Origin of the sequence: Porphyrobacter sp. MBR-155 (assembly GCF_040547625.1) — a bacterium.
Taxonomy (GTDB): Bacteria; Pseudomonadota; Alphaproteobacteria; order Sphingomonadales; family Sphingomonadaceae; genus Erythrobacter.
The window spans coordinates 1-18,228 of the sequence record NZ_JBEPQB010000006.1; the positions used below are offsets into that span (position 1 = coordinate 1).

The following is an 18,228-nucleotide window of genomic DNA, read 5'->3' on the forward strand; positions in this document are numbered from 1 at the left end:
GCTTGCTGCGCTGCAAGGATCGCGGTCTGTTCCTCAGCCTCCCGCGCCTTTGCGAGGCTTTCCTCAAGGTTGCTCGCCGCAGCCTCCGCCTCGGCCAGTTTCGCCACCAGTTCGATGCTGTGACGTTCCTGTTCGGCGGATAGCTGCTCCTCCAACTCGCGCCGCGCACGATCCGCCTTGGCCAGAGCAGCCTCGCTTTCGGCAAGGCGATGCTCGACAAGGGCAATAATCTTTTCGTGTTCGATGCGGGCCGCATCTGCTTGCTGCGCTGCAAGGATCGCGGTCTGTTCCTCAGCCTCCCGCGCCTTTGCGAGGCTTTCCTCAAGGTTGCTCGCCGCAGCCTCCGCCTCGGCTAGCTTCGTCTCGAGCTCGGCGCGCGCGGTTTGGGACTTCTGGAGATCAGCCTCCACCGTCTGCGTCTCAGCGATCTTCGCGGCGAGTTCGGCGCTGTGACGTTCCCGTTCTGCGGATAGCTGCTCATCCAGCTCGCGCCGCGCACGAGCCGCCTCGGCTAGTTTCGCCGCCAGTTCAGACCGTTCATTCTCCAGATCGAAGCTTCGCGCCTGAACCCGCGCCAATTCTTCGTTCGCATTGTCTTCCGCAGCGCGTGCCTTGGCTAATTCCTGCTGGATATGTGACAGTTGATTTTGCGAATCGGTGAGGGAAGAGCTTTTGACCTCAAGCGCAGCTTGCAGCTCTTCAGCAGAGTGACCCGCAACAATCCTGTCACCCAGAGTTTGAAAGACCTGACGCGCTTCACGATAGCCGGCCATGCCCAGTTCAAGATCGGCAAGCCGACTGATCCGGCCATCCTGATCGGGCCCGACCGTCAGCGCAAGCAGACCTTCTCCCTGTTCAAGCTCGATTGCCGGGCAGGTATCGAGCAAGGGAGTGAGCCAAACTTTAGCGCCCTCCTCCGTCATCTTCGCCGTGCTGTCGAGCACCACGATAAGGCCGCGATCCGACATCAATCTGTTCCACTTGTCAGCTAATACGCCAGCAATGTCGGCACCAAGCGGCGTGTTTATGACCAACAGGTCGATGCCCCCTTTGCGGTAATGCCGATTGGCGGTCGCCAGCTCTTCGGTCGAAAGGACTGAGAAATCTTCATACATTTTAGCATTATGAGCGGCAGCTTCGGGGTTGGCCTCCTGCCCGCCGAACAATGAAATGCCGCGACAGGCAGCATTGAGGCCAAGCTTATCGACCGCCTGACACAGTGCCAGATAGGCAACGCCATCGCCGACACCAAGCTGCACCACGCGCTGCGGCGCGTGGTTTTCCATCAGCCAGAACAGGAACGGCAGGTGGACAAGCGCAGGCGAAGCCGCGACAAAGCGCGGTTTCCAGAACGGCGTCCAACTGGCTGCCGGGTTGAGGATTTCTCGCCCGAGAATATCGAGCGCTTGGCTGGTGTAGCCGCCTTTTCCCGCGGGCAATTTCGGCTCTGGAGACTGCGACATGCTTTATCCTTTTACGGCCATCGGGTCAAACGGGCCGACCGTGGCGGCTATCCTTGAATTGCAGAACGATTACAACCGGCCAGCGCGCGGCCCAATAACGGCCGCATTTCCCCTCGTGGTTATGACGCAGACTCGGGAAGCCGATAGGCCGCTTCGCCTTCGCCATGGACCGTCATCTCGAAAAATTGCTCAATCAGAAAGCCCAAATCTGCTTGCGATGTGGCACCCGGCAAAACCGTGAATTCAGCCATCCGGCCGATGGTTTGCGATGGCTTGATGACCTTTTCGACCAGACGATATTTCTCACGCACACCGTAATCATCGAACAGCACTTTCACCGGGCGGCTGGTGCGCAGCATCACTGCAGCAAGGCAAGCCGTCCGAAAGCGCCCGTCGATCAGGACGACATCTGGCTGGCGAAACCAGGTTTGATCCCACACCGTGTTGGGATAGCGATGGTACGCCCGCCACTTATCATCACTCAACGGACGGCCCCACGGCCCCGTCGGCCCGATGTCGACATGGTGCAAGATCACCGGAGACGCCGCACCCGCCAGATCGCGCCGCAAGCCGCGGGTCCAATCGAGATCGGATTCCACACTCATGATGAATTTGCCCGGCATGGCCGCAGCAACGCGCGTCGATCCACCAGAGCCATACTCAAGAATAACGCGCGCATCGGCGTAGACCTGCGTGAGATGGGCAGTCTCGGCTTCGGGCATGAAGGGTTTGTTGGTCACTGGTCGGGTCCCAGTTGGGCTATGGATGATATTAGAGGCGAAGCAAGTTTTTCGTTAGCGGGTCGAAGGGCAAGCCACGCTGCCAACCCGGCAAAACCATTAGAAATTCTTTTTGGCAAGTACCCCCCTGATAGCAATTGATCAGAAGCTGTGCCCGCGATACTGGCTAACGGTATGGAAAAGAATTGCTCTTTGGTTTCGTCTCCCCATCGCCTCTCATCCTCTCAACAGGCAGAATCCCTTATTTTCGCGGCTCGTTGCCTCCATCAGGCTGGGCGAAGTGAGTCGGAATACGCATTAGCGCACGCCGCATTTGAAGCGCATTTGTCGGAAGAGACATCGGGAGCTTATTTCTGGGCAGCTATGCGGCGGAAGAATATCGCCATAGCTGCGGAATGTGAAGCGCTGCTAGAAACCATCGCGGGCACGGATTCAGAGCGTTGGGCGTGGATTGAAAAGGCCCTGAACAATCGCGAAGAATATGATGACTTGCGACAAACGATGGAAAAGCCCCTCAGGGACACCAGGGACACCAGGAACACTCTATCGGAGAGCCGCAGAAGCGGTGATCTAATCAAAAAAAGACTGCAAATAGATCACCATTCAAAAGTCATTGGCTTTTGGGCGGGCTCGGCGTCCCCGCAAGACAGGGAGCATTTAATCGCGGCTTGCACGATGCTACGCGATGCGGGTGTGCCGATTCATCTCCTGATCCTCAGCGCGACTCATGAGCCTGCGTCAACCAGTTCACTAACAGCTGGCCGCGAGTGGATACACGAAACGCTGCTGGACGGTTTCGGCGAAACTGCGGCGCTGGTTGATTGCATGGATGCCGCGGTGTTGATGGCGGGCAATAACAACGGCCCGTTTCCGATCCACCATTTCAGGCAGGAAATGGCACACGCGCTTGGCAAGCCTGTTGTGATTCCGGATCAGTTCAGTGCGCGCGTGGGGCAAGCAAAAAATCGCCTCGTCTTCCCGTTTACACCCGCCTCACCCGAAAGTCTTGCGGCGGCTCTTCGCGATGCCCTGAAATCCGCACAGCCTTCGCAATCAGCAGAACTAACAACGCAAGCGCATATGAAGGCGGTTAGTGATGCGCTTCGGACGTTCAAATCTGCGAGCAACGATCAAGCATCGGTTTTTGGCGGCACTTGGGCGAAGGGTCTTCAGGAGGAGGCCTCGGAACACAATCGCTCGGCCGCTGACATCGAAAAAATGATACCGAAAAAAATATCAGACATCAGGGTTGCGATAATTGCTGACGAATTCACATTCAACAGCTTCCGACATGAATTTCTGGCGTTACCAGTAACACCCGAGAATTGGTTGGAAACCTTTGAAAAGCATCAGCCCGATATTTTTCTTTGCGAGTCTGCCTGGTCTGGAATCGACTCGAAGAGTCGACCGTGGAAGGGCAAAGTATATGCGAGCAAAAATTTTGCGCGCGAAAATCGGAATGAAATTATAGCAATATTAAATCATTGTAAAAATAAAAACATCCCGACGATTTTTTGGAATAAAGAAGATCCAACTCACCATGACGATAAAATTCATAACTTTGTAGAAACAGCCAAGCTTTTTGATAATGTTTTTACAACCGCAGTCGAGTGCATCGAAAGTTATAAATCTAAACATGGCTCAAAAAATGTTTTTTCTCTTCCATTTGCTACAAATCCTCGCCTTTTCAAGCCTACGCCTGACATTGGCCGAAGGGATGAAATTGTTTTTGCGGGAAGCTGGTATAAAAATCATCATGATCGAACTATTGCTATGGAAAATATTTTAGATCAGATTATTTCGAATAATTTTAATTTGAAGATATTTGACAGGTACCATAATTCTAATGATCTACTTCACGAGTGGCCACAAAAATACCGAAAATTTCTAAATCCAGCGCGACCCCATGATGAAATGCCTCTGGTTTATACGTTGAGCAAAATTGGTCTTAACTTTAATACTGTCACTGAATCAGAAACGATGTTCGCTAGGCGCGTATTCGAATTGATATCAAGTAACACGCTTGTGGTGTCAAATTTCTCGACAGGCGTGAATCTTATGTTCGGCGATCTTGTTATTTTCGCTGACAAAAACCCTGAGAGGCTTCAATCTCTAACCCAAGAAAATGTAAACCAGATGCGCTATGATGCACTGCACGAGGTGTTGTCTAATCACACTTATAAGCATCGTTGGCGTACAATCTTAGATTCTATCGGTTTTTCGTACCTCGAAGATCCAGTCATTCCGACTTTTGTATTTGTCGTCGAGGGACGAGAAAATGCTCTATCGGCAATTTCGTGGTATCAGCAATATGGCAGCCAGTTTCCAGGCGCGCGCCTTCTTCTGGTTTGCCATATTGAAATGAAGCCTCTCGATGTGGCGCAGATTTATCGGGAATTTAATCGATTTGGGGTTTCGGTTACGTCTGCGTCGCACTTTGAAAAATATGCAATGCTCGACCGTTTTCAGCCAATAGAAACTTCTCATTTCATTGCTTTGAGCACTGACGGTGCAGTTGATGTGGATCGCATCATTCATGCCATCCTCCACCTACAATATGTTGAAGATGATCTGCTGACGTTAGAAGACCAGCACGATCAGCGCTACTTAGTTGCATCAACCGAAGCAGATTCAGCCATTATAGGCAGTGCCGGTCAATTTTTCGAATGGCTACATTGCCGAGTACATAATCAGTCAATTCGTGCGTACAGAGTCTAATATGATCAATATATCAATTATAATTCCGTGTTTCAACGCAATTGACAAGATTGGTCGGTGCGTAGCTTCATTGTCAAAATTGAATTACGACGCCGAAGCTTTTGAGGTTATATTCATCGACGATTGTTCTGATGACGGAACTTACGGATTTATGCATGAGGCGTGTGCGCGCAGGGAAAATTGGCGCATTTTCCGCCTTGAGGAAAATAGCGGATCACCGTCCCGCCCTCGGAATAAGGGAATTCAGGAGGCGAAGGGCGAGTACATATACTTTTTGGATTGTGACGATGAGATTCTTCCCGATGCGTTATCGCAGCTTTGGGAGATGGCTAGCAAAACCGATGCCTGTGTGGTTCGATCTGAGCTCTTAGCTTATGATGGAAGGCAGCATAAGCTGATGAATAAGATTGATGCATGGTGCAATCAACTATCGAAAAAGCAAAAAGTCTCTTTGATAATCGGGCAACAGAGTACGGTGCCAACGAGTCTGGTGAGAGCGCAGTTACTTCGAAAACATAATATAGAATGGCCTGAGCTGATTCGGATGGGAGAGGATACTATTTTCCTCGCTTATATACTCACACATGCTAAAAATATTGAATATCTTGCAGCCCCAACATATATTTACTTCAAAATTCCCGCACTTACTCCGGCCAGCACCCAAAGGTATGGATCTAAAGAACTCGGCGATCATCTGGAGGTTTGGGAAAGCACGCAAAGTATTCTATCATCGCTCGGATTAAATTACATTCAATTGCGATTGAAGGTTGGGCTAAGGGTCGTAATCGAAAGCCTCATATATCGAAACAGGGGCGATATCGATACGATAATATTTCAGACATTTTCAGATTTCGTCAATCGCTACTGGTCAAATATTAACCAATTTAATTATACGGCACGCATCAAAGATATAGTTGAAGCTATAAGAAGTGCGTCATTCAATGAATTCATCAATCTCATAAAGCCAAGACTCTTGATAGCTGGCTACGACTTAAAATTTATCAAAGAAGCTCGCGATGAACTTTCTAAATATTTCAATATTGAATATGATGAATGGAGAGGTCATGAAACTCATCATGAAGAGGATAGCTACGAGCACTTACAGTGGGCGGATTTTATATGGTGCGAATGGCTTTTGGGTAATGCTGAATGGTATTCTAAACGTAAGATGCCGCATCAACGATTGATAATACGGGTTCATAGAATGGAGCTTGGGCGCGATTATGGTGATAAGATTGCAATAAATAACGTAGATGCATTTATTATAGTATCTGTATTCTTTTTTGAGCGCCTTATTGAGAGATTCCCGTCTATTCCACGAAATAAAGTTCATATAATTGATAATTTTATCCGTACCGATGCTTACGACGCCACTTTTTATGAAGACCGGCTTTGCACACTCGCTATGATAGGGATCTTACCATCCCAGAAAGGCTATAGAGCGGCTTTAGAAATATTGGCAGATCTTAAAAAATTTAATGATAGGTTTAAAATAAAGATTTTTGGGAAACGCCCTGAAGATTTGCATTGGATAGCAAATAATACGGTAGAGATGAAATATTATTCGGAATGTGAAAATTATATTCTTAAAAATAAATTAGGGGATGCTGTAGAATTTGTTGGCCATGTTGACGTGAAGGTTGAATTAGCTCGGCAGAAGGTTGGATATGTTCTATCCTTAAGCGAACCAGATTTGGGTTTCCCTGGTTTTGAAAGTTTCCATTTGGCAATTGCTGATGGCTTTGCAGGCGGGTGCATTTCGTTGGTCAAGCGGTGGCCGGGCGCAGAATACATTTGGGGAGAAGAATGTATTTTCGAGGAGTCGCACGAGATTGTTGAAGCAATAAAGTCTATTTCCCAGAGTAGAAGCGAATTTGACGATAAACGTAAGAAAGGCATCGCGCACGTACGGCGAAATTATGATATAGATATATTTGTCCGTAAGGTCAGAGATTTATTCATGGAAATCCTGTGATATTTTGAATTTAGTATTTTCAGGTTTTGATCGGACATATTTGCGTTTGTTTCGATTAACACATTCATCACTTTGATCGCAGAATGCTCCCAACCCCGCTCATCCCGCACCCACTCACGCGCCGCCGCGCCAAGCTGATGCCTCTGGTTTTCATTTTGTAGCAATGCGCGCAGCGCTTTCGCAAGGGCAGGGGCGCTGTCACTCGGAACGACAAGTCCGGTGTGGCCATCCGCCACGATCTCCTGCATTCCCCCCACGCTGGATGCCACCACCGCCTTGGCCATCGCCATCGCTTCAAGCGGTTTGAGCGGGGAAACCAGTTGCGTCACCGGCAGTGACTTGCGCGGAAATGGCGCGATGTCGATCAGCGAATACCAATCGGCCACTGTGTCATGCGGAACACGGCCCGGCATGATGAGCCAGTCTCCCAGCCCTTGCTCGGTCGCCATGCGGTTGATTTCGTCCGTGACCGGTTGGTTGCCTGCGCTGTCAGGTGGCTCGCTCCCCACCAGCAGCAATCGAAACTGCAGGCTTTCACGCCTCAATATGGAGCAGGCCCGCACCAGAATGTCGAGGCCTTCATAGGCATTGAACGAACCGACATAGCCAATCACCGGCGTTTCCGCCGCCAGTGCCAGCCGCTCTGCCAGCGCGCGGTTGCGCGGCTTGGGCGCGAAGCTTTCGGGATCGCAGCCATTGGGCACCACGGTAATGCGCGCAGGCTCCACACCCCGCGCGATCAGCTCATCGCGCATCGGGCTGGTCAAGGTGATGACCGCCTGCGCCGCTTGCGCAGTGGCGATTTCCAGATAGCGTTCCTGACGGCCTATGGTCGTGCGCAGGTAATCCGGATCGCCCGCCATGCGGCTGATTTCCCAGAACCCGCGCACTTCGTAGACAAAGGGGATGCCCAATTGATGCGCGGCCAGACACGCAGGCAGCGCCGTCGTGCTGTTTGATGCGGCCACTACGCAGGCTGGCCGATGATGCCGGATAGCTTCGACCAGCCGCGCCGCCGACCGGGTCAGATATTCGATTGAGGCGTGTGCCATGCACTCGAAAGGCGGCGGTGGAAAGGCGCTGCGCTTGGGTGAGGCCAGCCGGTGATAGGGCACCCCGCCAACCGTTTCGATTGCGTTGTCTGCCAGCGCGCCGCCGCTGTCCACATCCAGATCGTGGGGAAATCCGGGCCGGGTGAGGCAGACAAGATCAGCCCCCCGGGCCAGCATCGCCCGCGCAAGACCGTGACTGCGCGTTGCATAGCCATCGGTCGCATGGGGAAGTGATTTGTGCAGGATGTAGAGGATGCGCCCCGGGGTGGGCGTAATCGCGAGCGGCTCTCGCGCAGGCAGGCGACGGGCAAGCGCGATCACGGCAAGCGGGCCGACGCGCAGCTCATTTATCAGCGCAGCCAATTCAGCGCTGGAAGCGGCATAGGGCTCGGCCAGCGCGACAGCATCTTCGAGGGCGCCAATATCGTAAAGCGCGGTTGCAACGCGGCAATAGGCGACCAAGGTTTCGGGCTCCGCATTCATGGCGACTGCCTGGCGCGCGAGATTCAGTGCTGAAGTCTTGCCACTGGCAGAAAGATGCAGCGCGGCCAGGGCCAAACCACGCGCGGTTTTCAGGCTTCGTTCGTGCTGACCCCTCATGTCGCTGGTGCTGTTCCTGAACCGGGCTAAAAGGCGGCCCACTTTGATTGCGATGCCGGTCGCTATGCGCAGCCGAAACTTCTATGAAGAATGCCCAACCGCCTCAAGATATCGCGCGATTAGCATGCTTTATGCTAAACGGGGGTTGTAAGTCGAGACAATATCCGCATAGCGCCCTTCCGACCCACCAGCGAAATCATGGGACCAGTCATGAACATACTCGTCGTGTTTGGCACGCGTCCGGAAGCGATCAAGATGGCACCCGTGGTGCGCCGCCTCAAGGCTGCGCCGGGGCTTGACGTTGACGTTTGCGTCACTGCCCAGCACCGCGAGATGCTGGATCAGGTCTTGTCGCTGTTTGATATCGTGCCGGATTTCGATCTGAATGTGATGAAGCCGGGGCAGGATCTCACCGATATTACCGCCAACATCATTCTCGCGCTGCGCAATGTGCTGAAGGAAAAACGCTATGATCGGCTGATCGTCCACGGCGATACCACGACGACGATGGCCGGCGCGCTGGCCGCTTTTTATGCGCAGGTGCCGGTCGCCCATGTCGAGGCTGGCCTTCGCACTGGCAATCTTTATGCGCCTTGGCCTGAAGAGGCGAACCGCATGATCGTGGGCCGCCTTGCCGACCTGCATTTCTCACCGACGGAAACCTCGCGTCAAAACCTTTTGGCGGAGAACGTCGCCTACCGGAACATCATCGTGACCGGGAATACCGTGATCGATGCGCTGCACGATGTGGTGGCAAAGCTGGACGGCGACGAAGCGCTGGAAGCGCAATTGCAGGGGCAATTCCCGTTTCTGGAAGACGGCCGCCGGATGATTCTGGTAACCGGGCACCGGCGGGAAAATTTCGGTTCGGGTTTCGAAAACATCTGCCGCGCTTTGCGCGATATCAGCGAACAGGGTGATGCGCAGATCGTCTATCCTGTGCATCTCAATCCCAATGTGCAGGCGCCAGTTCAGCGGATCCTCGGCAGCACGCCCGGCGTTCACCTGATCCAACCGCAAGAATACCTGCCCTTCGTCTGGCTGATGCGCCGCTCCCATTTCATCATCACCGATTCGGGTGGGGTGCAGGAAGAGGCCCCCTCGCTCGGCAAACCGGTTCTGGTGATGCGCGACACGACCGAGCGACCCGAAGCCGTGGATGCCGGCACAGTGCGGTTGGTGGGAACCGATCCCGACCGCATCCGGGAATCTGCGCTTACCTTGTTGCACGATCCCGAAGCCTACGCGCTGATGGCCCACTCCATTAATCCTTATGGTGATGGCAAGGCGGCAGAGCGGATTGCCGCGGCTCTCGTTGCGCGGGCACGGGCCAAGTAAAGGAACAATCGATGTTTGATCGTATTTCCATGGTTGGGCTGGGCTATATTGGCCTGCCGACGGCGGCCTTGTTTGCGGCCCATGGCGTCAGGGTGATCGGGGTCGATGTCTCACAGCGTGTCGTTGACACAATCAATGCCGGTAAAATCCATCTGGTTGAGCCCGACCTCGACGGAGTGGTGCACAACGTCGTCAACAAGGGCCTGCTGCACGCGACGCTGGTGCCAGAACCGGCTGAGGCCTTCATCATCGCTGTGCCAACGCCATTCAAGGACGCGCACGAGCCTGATCTGAGCTATATTGCCAGCGCAGCGCGAATGATCGCTCCGGTATTGGAACCCGGAAATCTGGTCATTCTGGAAAGCACATCTCCGGTTGGCGCGACCGAACAGATGGCCGCGTGGCTGGCCGAGGCGCGCCCTGACCTGATCTTTCCGCAAGATGCAGGTGACGATGCGGACATCCACATCGCGCACTGCCCCGAACGCGTGCTGCCGGGACAGGTGTTGACCGAGCTGGTGCACAATGACCGGATTATCGGCGGCATGTCGCAGCGCGCGAGTGAACTGGCGGTGGCTTTGTACAAAAAGGTAGTGCGCGGCGATTGCGTCATAACCGATGCGCGCACGGCAGAAATGTGCAAGCTGACCGAAAACAGCTCGCGCGATGTCCAGATCGCCTTTGCCAATGAACTCAGCATCATTTGCGACCGTTTTTCTATCGACGTGTGGGAACTGATTGCATTGGCCAATCGGCATCCCCGGGTGAACATTTTGCAACCGGGGGCAGGCGTTGGCGGGCATTGTATCGCGGTTGACCCATGGTTCATTGTCTCCTCCGCTCCTGACGAGGCACGCTTGATCCGCACGGCGCGCGAAGTGAATGACGCGAAGCCCGATTGGGTTTTGCACAAAGGAAAGGAGGCCATCATGGACGCACTTGCCGCTGATCAATCGCGCGCGATGGAGGATATCAAGGTCGCCTGTCTTGGCCTTGCCTTCAAGCCGGATATTGATGATTTGCGCGAAAGCCCAGCCCTGCAAATCACCAGCCAGTTCGGGGCGCTCGGTTGCCAAGTCCTTGTTGTTGAACCACATATCGATGCGCTTCCCGAAGGTCTTGCGGGCCTTCCGGTCACGTTGGCCTCACTCGAAGATGCGATTGCGCAGGCGGACGTGGTCTGCGTTCTCGTGCGACATTCGGTCTTCTCGGCGCTCGGCGATAAGCTTGCCGACGTTAAGCGTCTTATAAACGTCGTGGGTCTTTAAGGCGCTGTATGGGGCGGATGCCCTCCGGTGTCAGCTGGTCGATTTCCTGAGTTGGCGTGCTGAAAGATCACGCGCGATAGACCTCGCTTGCCCGGTCAAGCCGCAGGTGGTGCCACGGGTCCACGACCCACTCAGAGCCCCAACGCTTTTGGAACACTTCAAGCTCGCGCATATAGCGTTCACGGTGTTCCGGTGCAAAGTCCAGCCCGCGTGATTTGCTTTCGTGGTGGATCAGCGTGGCAGCCGGGGTGTAGATGGTCGCTAGGCCGCGTTCGCGCAGCTTCAGGCAAAGATCCACGTCGTTGTATGCGACTGCCAGATGCTCCTCGTCTAGCCCGCCAACAGCTTGAAAGTGCCGCTGTGCGACTAGGAGGCATGCACCCGTAACTGCGCTTGCCCCGCGCGCGATGTGTGCTTGCGCAAAATAGCCTGGATCGCCTTCGGGTAACCCACGGTGGGCGTGGCCGGCCGCATTGCCCAGTCCGATCGCGACCCCCGCGTGTTGGATTGACCGGTCAGGATAAAGCAGCTTTGCGCCCACCGCGCCTACTTTCGGCTGCAACGCTTCGCGCATCATCGCAGATAGCCAATCCGGCTCGATCACTTCGATGTCGTTGTTGAGCAGGCACAGATATTCTCCGCGCGCACGGCTCGCCGCAAAATTGTTGATCGCCGAATAGTTGAACGGGTGCGGCCAGCGCACGACGCTGACCCGCAGGTCGGCGGATACCTCGTCCATGTACCCCAGGGTTTCCGGATCGACGCTGTCATTGTCGGCGATGATCAGGTCTAATGCCGGGTAATCAGTCGCGTAAAGCACTCCCTCAACGCAGGCCCGCAGCAATTCGACACGATCGCGCGTGGCGACGACCACGCTGACGGTCGGCAGCGGCTGGCGCAACGGGAATTGCAATGCGACCGTTCCAAACGGCCCGGGCACGATGTCATCGGCACTCGCGCTCATCACCCGGCGCACTGCCGCGAGCGTTGCCGCCCCATCATGGAGCCAACTGTCATCAGGCGTCAGCGCGGTAATACGCTCAACGTGCTCAACCGGCGCATTTTCTGCGATCCGAAGCACAAGCTCGTAAAGGCTCTGCGGCTCCCCTCCGTCGCAGCGAGCCGCCGCGTCAAGCGCGGGGCCAACTGCCAGTGCGCAGGCGCGGCTGACATAATCTTGTGACAGGATCATGCGCCGATCCCACTGCGGTTTCAGCCACAGTTTCGGCCTCGCCCGCAACCACGCAATTTCACCTTCATCGCCATAAAGCAGCGCTGGGGCTGAAGCGTTTGCGTCGCTCGGTCGGCGACGAAGCAGGTGCGCGCCATACGCCGCCAGCGCATGATGGGCGAGGCGTGAGCCACAATCGAGCGGCACCAGCCAGTCTGCTCCGATCTCGCTTGCCATCCGGAGCGCCGCACACAACCCGCCTGTGCGCGATCCGAATTCTTCGGGGAGCACAGTCACCATCGTGCTGCTTGTGAAAGGGATTGGAACGCCGTTTTCACGCGTAATAACGACGTGCAGCGGCATCACACTCTGTTTCAGGGCTGATCGCACTGCCCTGCGGATCTCACCGGGGCGGTCGTTCTGGGATATATGCAAATGCATGCACAACGCTGGAGCGGTGCCCGCTGCAAGCCCAATTGCGACAATTTCCTGATCTTCAATCCCGGACGCTTTCACCCACCGCGCATGTGCGAACGGCAAACCTCTTATGGCCGCGTCGATTCGGGAGCGAGCCCGCAGCTTTTTGCCGATCACACGCCACCACAGATTGGCCACCAAGCGGTGTGGCCGCAGGCCAGCCAGCAACAGCAGGTTGAGCGCGCGCTGCTCTGAAATGCGGCTCACCGTGCGGTGGGTGGCGGGTTGGCTTGAATTGTCCTGCAATGGGCTATGCCTGAACCAGCTTTGTCGTTAGAGGAGCGCTCCATAAGCAAACTTGGCAAAAACACACGATGAATCTGAAACTCCCGCTCTGCTCGCTTGTGCTGGCTTCGCTCAGCGCTTGCGCGACCCTTCCCTCCAGCGGCCCGACCGGCAGCCAAATTGAACAGTCCGTGGTCGAGGCCGGGGAGACCGGGCTTAACATTGCAATCGTTCCGGTCAATTCAGTAGCTGCAATCCCGCCCGTGGTTGCACCGGCCGAATGGCAATTGCCCGACCTTGAGGCCCCACCCTCCGATCTTATCGGTGCCGGCGATGTTTTGTTGATCACGGTTTTTGAGGCTGGCGTGTCTCTGTTCAGCGGCGACGCCCCCTCGTCCGTGGCGGGAGCAGGCGGATTTGATCCATCGGTCAAAGCGCACACCCTACCCCCGCGCCGCGTGGATGATACGGGCCATATCGACGTTCCCTATGTTGGCCGCGTAGCGGTTGCAGGCAGGACAATTCTTGAAGTTCAAGGCCAGATCCGCCGCGCGCTGCGCAATCTTTCGCAAGACCCTCAGGTTCTGATCAATCGCCAGGAAGTGATCGGTAACTCGATCATTGTCGGCGGCGAAGTGACACGGCCTGGGCGATTGGTGCTTCAGACCAATCGCGAAAGCCTGGCCGACATCATCGCGCTTTCCGGGGGGTATCGCGGTGAGCCGCGCGCGTTGGTTCTGCAAGTCGAACGGGGCGAGAATGTGGCTCGCTTGCGACTGGGGGACGTGATGACCGGCCCCTATCGCAGCCTGCGCGCCTATCCTGGCGACCGGCTCACGATACTGCCCGAGCCGCTGATGTTTTCGGTGCTTGGGGCGACCGGGCGGGTCCAACAGATGCCGTTCCCGCGCGAGCGGATGACCGTGGTTGAAGCCATAGCGATGGCAGGCGGGCCGCGCGACGATGCCGGCGATCCCGAGGCGGTATTCCTGTTCCGCTATGCCGGGCCAAGCGGAACGGAGCCAACTGTATATCATTTCAACATGATGCAGGCGCCGACCTACTTTCTCGCGCAACAATTCGCGCTGCGCGATGGCGACGTCCTGTATTTCGGCAACGCGGCTGCCAATCAGCCACGCAAGCTGATACAGACGATCAGCCAACTGTTTGCGCCAATCGTTACGGTAACAACGCTGACTGATAACCTCAGCTCGGGTTCCGGCAATTGATATGGATGGGATGGTAGCGTTTGCGTTGATCGAACACACCATCATAGCAGTGGCTGCCCAAGTCGCGGTTGGGATATTGACGCGCAATTGGTGGGTGGGCGGCCTTGCTGCCTGCTGTTATTTTGTCGGTCGCGAACTTGCGCAGGCGGAATATCGCTGGATCGAGCATTTCGGCGAAGGACTGCGCGCAAACGCCCCGTGGTGGGCGGCATTCGACGGACGGGTGTGGACCAGCTACGATCAATATGCCGACATCATCGGGCCGGTGGCGGCGTGCTTCGCCCTTGCATTAATAATGCACCGAAAACATGGGGATCGTTTGCGTTCGACTCCGTAATTGCACGCCGCGCTGCCGTAGGCCCGCCCCGCCGTTTCTAGGCAAGCGCAGATTTGGCAACCGCATCGATGGCCTGAAGCTGTCGCACCAGACCTTCGAAACGCTCAAGCGGGAGCGCGTTGGGCCCGTCGGAGAGTGCGTTTGCCGGGTCTGGATGGGTTTCCATGAACACCCCCGACACTCCGGCTGCGACCGCCGCGCGCGCAAGCAAGGGAACATATTCGCTCTGCCCGCCCGAACGCGAACCGAGCCCTCCGGGTTGTTGCACGGAGTGAGTCGCGTCGAATACGACCGGACAACCGGTTTCCGCCATGATCGCCAGGCCTCGCATGTCAGATACCAAGGTGTTGTAGCCGAATGAGGTTCCGCGTTCGCACAGCAGGAAGTTGTCAGTTTCGTGCCCCGCTTGCGCTGCCGTATGGCGCGCCTTGGCAACGACGTTGCTCATTTCGGCGGGAGCCATGAACTGCGCTTTCTTGATGTTCACCGGCTTTCCAGTCGCTGCGACCGCACAAATGAAATCAGTCTGGCGGGCGAGAAAGGCAGGAGTTTGAAGGACATCAACCACCTGCGCAACTGGCGCGGCCTGCGCAGGCTCGTGGATATCTGTCAGCACCGGCAGGCCAGTTTCCGAACGCACTTTCTCCAGGATTCGCAGCCCCTCTTCAAGGCCTGGGCCGCGGAAAGATGTTCCCGAGGAGCGGTTGGCCTTATCGAATGAGCTCTTGAAGATAAGCAGCAAGCCTAGCCGCTCGGCGATTTCTGCGAGCACTTGCGCTACGCCAAGTGCGTGCGTCTCGCTCTCGATCACGCACGGTCCGGCAATCAGAAAGATTGGGCTATGAGCATCAATCGTTCGGGAACACAGCTTCATTGATGTGCCATCCTTTGCGCAAATGCGGGATTGTATGGGACGGCGAATGCAGCTTGCTACGATTCACACGACATTTGTATCAGTTGGTCGCACTTAGGGCGGTAAACGATTGACATAATGGGCTGCAAGGGCCGATCGGTAAGGCTCTTTGAATATAACTGGGTTGGGTCATTTTGAGCAAGCATCAAACGCTTATCGCAACGCATTTGCCTGCTGCCCTGAAAACTCTGGCGATTGAACTCAGAGGGCTCAGGGATCTTGAGCACGCACTTGCCAACACCGACCTTGGCACGGCGTTCGAGCGCACTGTTAACCTGTTCGCTTCGACCAAGGGCCGGATCATTGTGACCGGGATCGGCAAGAGCGGCCATATTGCCCGCAAAATCGCAGCGACTTTTGTATCGACCGGGACTCCTGCACTCTACCTCCACCCGGGCGAGGCCAGCCATGGCGACCTCGGTATGATGTCAGCAGACGACGTCGTGTTCGCGATTACCTGGTCCGGCGCGACGCAAGAATTAAGTGACATCGTGAACTTCTGTGCGCACACGGGCCAGAAATTGGTCGTTGCTACTGCGCATCCGGAAGCCTGGATCGGCAGGGCCGCCGACATCTGCCTTGCTTTACCCAAAGTGCGAGAGGCCTGCCCGAACGAACTGGCGCCCACCTCATCAACGACAGTGCAGATGGTGATGGGAGATGCGCTGGCGGTGGCATTGATCGAGGCGCGCGATTTCTCTCCGCAGAATTTCGGTGTTCTTCACCCTGGCGGTCTGCTGGGCGCGCGGCTGACAACGCTCGAAAAGGTCATGGGAACCGGGGATGCCTTGCCAAGCGTCCCGCTCGACGCGACGCTGCGCAGCGCCACAATCGAGATGAGCCGCAAGCGTTATGGCTGCACCGCAATCGTCGATGAGGGCGGCAGGCTGGCAGGGGCCTTTACGGATGGTGATCTGCGCCGCTGCATCGCGGTTCACAATCTCGACGAACGCATCGTTAGTCACATGACACCGCAGCCGCTAACTGCATCCAATTCGATGCTGGCGGTGGATGCGCTCGCATTGATGAATGATAACGCCGTTTCGGTTTTGTTCATCACGGAGGATGAAAAGCTGACCGGCATCGTCCACATTCATGACCTCGTTCGGCTCGGGATCACGTGATCGCGATACTGCTGCGTTTTTCGTGAATTTGCGTTAGGCTGGGCCTGTGATGACCCCTCCAGACCCCGATCGGCCAGCTCCGGATCTTATCGTCATACCCGCGCGCTTTGGCTCGACCCGGCTTCTCGGCAAACCGCTGCTTGCTCTTGCGGGGCACACTTTGCTTGAACGGGTAGTTGCCAACGCGCGGCGCGCAGCCGATTTGGCCCGGCATTGCGATGTGGTGGTCGCGACCGATGATGATCGGATTATGGACCATGCGCGCATGCTTGGCGTTCGCGCTATCATGACCGATCGTGCGCTCACCTCGGGTAGCGCCCGTGCGCACGCGGCGGCGCTGGCGATATGCGAAGGCGGTGATACACCAGAACGCATCATCAACATTCAGGGCGATGCGCCGTTCATCCCGCCTGATACTATCGCCGCGCTTATCGAAACCCTGCGCCAAGGCACAGCCGATATCGCTACGCCAGTCTATCGGCTTGACTGGGACCGGCTCGACCAATTGCGCGGGCACAAAAACGTCGCGCCCTTTTCCGGCACCACGTGCGTGCGCGACGCGCGGGGGCAGGCTCTGTGGTTTTCCAAGCTGATCCTTCCTGCGATGCGCGGAGAGACGGAACTGCGCCGCGAACCGCTGTCACCAGTATGGCAGCATCTTGGCCTTTACGCCTTTACGCGTGTGGCGCTCGACTGGTTCGTTTCGACGCCCGCAGGCACCTATGAAACGCTTGAGGGGTTGGAGCAGCTGCGCTTCCTCGAGCACGGGTGGCAGATCGCCACCATCCCGGTGGAACCGCCCCGTCATGCTTTGTCGGGAATTGACACTCCCGAAGACTTGGCTGCCGCCGAAGCCGCTATCGCGAGGTTCGGTGATCCGTTCCCCGTCTGAGCGCGCTTGCGGTCGAAAGGCCAGCCGCTACAAGCCCGTTTAATGTTCGTCCTAGTACGCCACGGGAATACTTTTGAGGCAGGCACGCTGCCACGCCGGATCGGCGCGCGCACTGACTTGCCGCTGACCGCGACCGGGTTAGCGCAGGCGCGCGCGTTGGGTATGCATTTCGCAGACAGCGGGATTGCGTTTGCGCAAGCATTCGCATCGCCGCTGATCCGCACGCGACAGACAGCGGCAGAAATCCTTGCGCAACAGGAATCTCCGCGCGCACTGCAATGCGCCAACTTTCTTCGCGAAATCGATCATGGCCCTGACGAGGGTCAGAATGAAGACGCGGTGCTCAAGCGGATCGGGAGTGATGCGATAGGGGCGTGGGAAAGCCGCGCTGTCGCTCCGCCGGGCTGGATCGTTGACCGCGAGGCACGGATTGCGGCGTGGCGCACACTGTTTTTCGCACCCCCTGCCAATGGCCCGACCCTGCTTGTCACGAGCAACGGCGCGGCGCGCTTCGCGCTGCTTGCTGATCCGGCGTTGCTTGAACAGGCGGCGAGCCTCGCCACGCTCAAGCTGCCGACCGGCGGTTATGGCGTGATTGTGCGGTGTGAGGATGGCAGCCTTAAGCTCGAAAAGTGGGGCGCGCGCCCATGATCGGCGACAAGGGATTGTTGCGCGCGCCGCCGTTTCCAAATTTCAAAGCGGTTGC

15 protein-coding genes are annotated in these 18,228 nt (G+C 56.2%); 10 read left to right on the plus strand and 5 right to left on the minus strand.

Annotated elements, in window-relative coordinates; translation table 11 throughout:
• Both ABIE62_RS07790 and ABIE62_RS07795 read right to left on the minus strand, forming a co-directional pair.
• On the minus strand, window positions 1–1,463 hold a 1,463-nt coding region (locus ABIE62_RS07790), incomplete at its 3' end, for a coiled-coil domain-containing protein (RefSeq protein ID WP_354324975.1).
• A gap of 119 nt (window positions 1,464–1,582) precedes the next feature.
• A complete protein-coding gene (locus ABIE62_RS07795) occupies window positions 1,583–2,203 on the minus strand; it encodes a hypothetical protein (RefSeq protein ID WP_354324976.1) in 621 nt (206 codons plus the stop codon).
• A 174-nt stretch (window positions 2,204–2,377) separates the two neighbouring features.
• Here ABIE62_RS07795 and ABIE62_RS07800 point away from each other — a divergent pair, with 174 nt between their 5' ends.
• Window positions 2,378–4,921 carry a CgeB family protein gene (locus ABIE62_RS07800; RefSeq protein WP_354324977.1) on the plus strand — a complete coding sequence of 848 codons (2,544 nt, stop codon included), beginning with the start codon at window positions 2,378–2,380 and terminating at the stop codon, window positions 4,919–4,921.
• A 1-nt stretch (window position 4,922) separates the two neighbouring features.
• Complete coding sequence (locus ABIE62_RS07805; RefSeq protein ID WP_354324978.1) at window positions 4,923–6,896, plus strand: glycosyltransferase; 1,974 nt, start codon at window positions 4,923–4,925, stop codon at window positions 6,894–6,896.
• On the opposite strand, the gene ABIE62_RS07810 is transcribed toward ABIE62_RS07805, so the two are convergent.
• Window positions 6,839–8,431: a glycosyltransferase gene (locus tag ABIE62_RS07810; protein ID WP_354324979.1), complete on the minus strand. Its 1,593-nt coding sequence runs from the start codon at window positions 8,429–8,431 to the stop codon at window positions 6,839–6,841. The genes ABIE62_RS07805 and ABIE62_RS07810 overlap by 58 nt on opposite strands.
• Before the next feature lie 327 nt (window positions 8,432–8,758).
• Between ABIE62_RS07810 and wecB the strand changes: the two genes are divergently transcribed.
• Window positions 8,759–9,886 carry a non-hydrolyzing UDP-N-acetylglucosamine 2-epimerase gene (gene wecB / locus ABIE62_RS07815; protein WP_354324981.1) on the plus strand — a complete coding sequence of 376 codons (1,128 nt, stop codon included), beginning with the start codon at window positions 8,759–8,761 and terminating at the stop codon, window positions 9,884–9,886.
• An 11-nt stretch (window positions 9,887–9,897) separates the two neighbouring features.
• Window positions 9,898–11,154, plus strand: a complete 1,257-nt coding sequence (gene wecC, locus ABIE62_RS07820; protein ID WP_354324983.1) for a UDP-N-acetyl-D-mannosamine dehydrogenase — start codon at window positions 9,898–9,900, stop codon at window positions 11,152–11,154.
• A 67-nt stretch (window positions 11,155–11,221) separates the two neighbouring features.
• Here wecC and ABIE62_RS07825 read toward each other — a convergent pair whose 3' ends face one another.
• Window positions 11,222–12,625, minus strand: coding sequence for a glycosyltransferase family 2 protein (locus ABIE62_RS07825; protein WP_354324984.1), 1,404 nt, complete (start codon window positions 12,623–12,625; stop codon window positions 11,222–11,224).
• Window positions 12,626–12,760: 135 nt separating this feature from the next.
• Between ABIE62_RS07825 and ABIE62_RS07830 the strand changes: the two genes are divergently transcribed.
• From ABIE62_RS07830 to ABIE62_RS07840, 3 genes are all read left to right on the plus strand, one after another.
• Window positions 12,761–12,997: a cupin domain-containing protein gene (locus ABIE62_RS07830; RefSeq protein WP_354324986.1), complete on the plus strand. Its 237-nt coding sequence runs from the start codon at window positions 12,761–12,763 to the stop codon at window positions 12,995–12,997.
• Window positions 12,998–13,116: 119 nt separating this feature from the next.
• Window positions 13,117–14,256 (plus strand): polysaccharide biosynthesis/export family protein, encoded by a 1,140-nt coding sequence (locus ABIE62_RS07835; protein WP_354324987.1) that lies wholly within the window; start codon window positions 13,117–13,119, stop codon window positions 14,254–14,256.
• Between the two features lies 1 nt (window position 14,257).
• A complete protein-coding gene (locus tag ABIE62_RS07840) occupies window positions 14,258–14,593 on the plus strand; it encodes a hypothetical protein (protein WP_354324989.1) in 336 nt (111 codons plus the stop codon).
• Window positions 14,594–14,630: 37 nt separating this feature from the next.
• Here ABIE62_RS07840 and kdsA read toward each other — a convergent pair whose 3' ends face one another.
• Window positions 14,631–15,467 carry a 3-deoxy-8-phosphooctulonate synthase gene (kdsA, locus tag ABIE62_RS07845; protein WP_354324990.1) on the minus strand — a complete coding sequence of 279 codons (837 nt, stop codon included), beginning with the start codon at window positions 15,465–15,467 and terminating at the stop codon, window positions 14,631–14,633.
• 206 nt (window positions 15,468–15,673) lie between these two features.
• Here kdsA and ABIE62_RS07850 point away from each other — a divergent pair, with 206 nt between their 5' ends.
• The 3 genes from ABIE62_RS07850 to ABIE62_RS07860 are packed head-to-tail and all read left to right on the plus strand — an operon-like array spanning window position 15,674 to window position 18,173.
• The gene (locus ABIE62_RS07850) at window positions 15,674–16,630 is read left to right on the plus strand and encodes a KpsF/GutQ family sugar-phosphate isomerase (protein WP_354324992.1); all 957 of its coding nucleotides are present in this window, start codon (window positions 15,674–15,676) and stop codon (window positions 16,628–16,630) included.
• Window positions 16,631–16,679: 49 nt separating this feature from the next.
• Window positions 16,680–17,522, plus strand: coding sequence for a 3-deoxy-manno-octulosonate cytidylyltransferase (locus tag ABIE62_RS07855; protein WP_354324994.1), 843 nt, complete (start codon window positions 16,680–16,682; stop codon window positions 17,520–17,522).
• Between the two features lie 42 nt (window positions 17,523–17,564).
• Window positions 17,565–18,173 (plus strand): histidine phosphatase family protein, encoded by a 609-nt coding sequence (locus tag ABIE62_RS07860; RefSeq protein WP_354324996.1) that lies wholly within the window; start codon window positions 17,565–17,567, stop codon window positions 18,171–18,173.
• The last annotated feature ends 55 nt before the right edge of the window (window positions 18,174–18,228 follow it).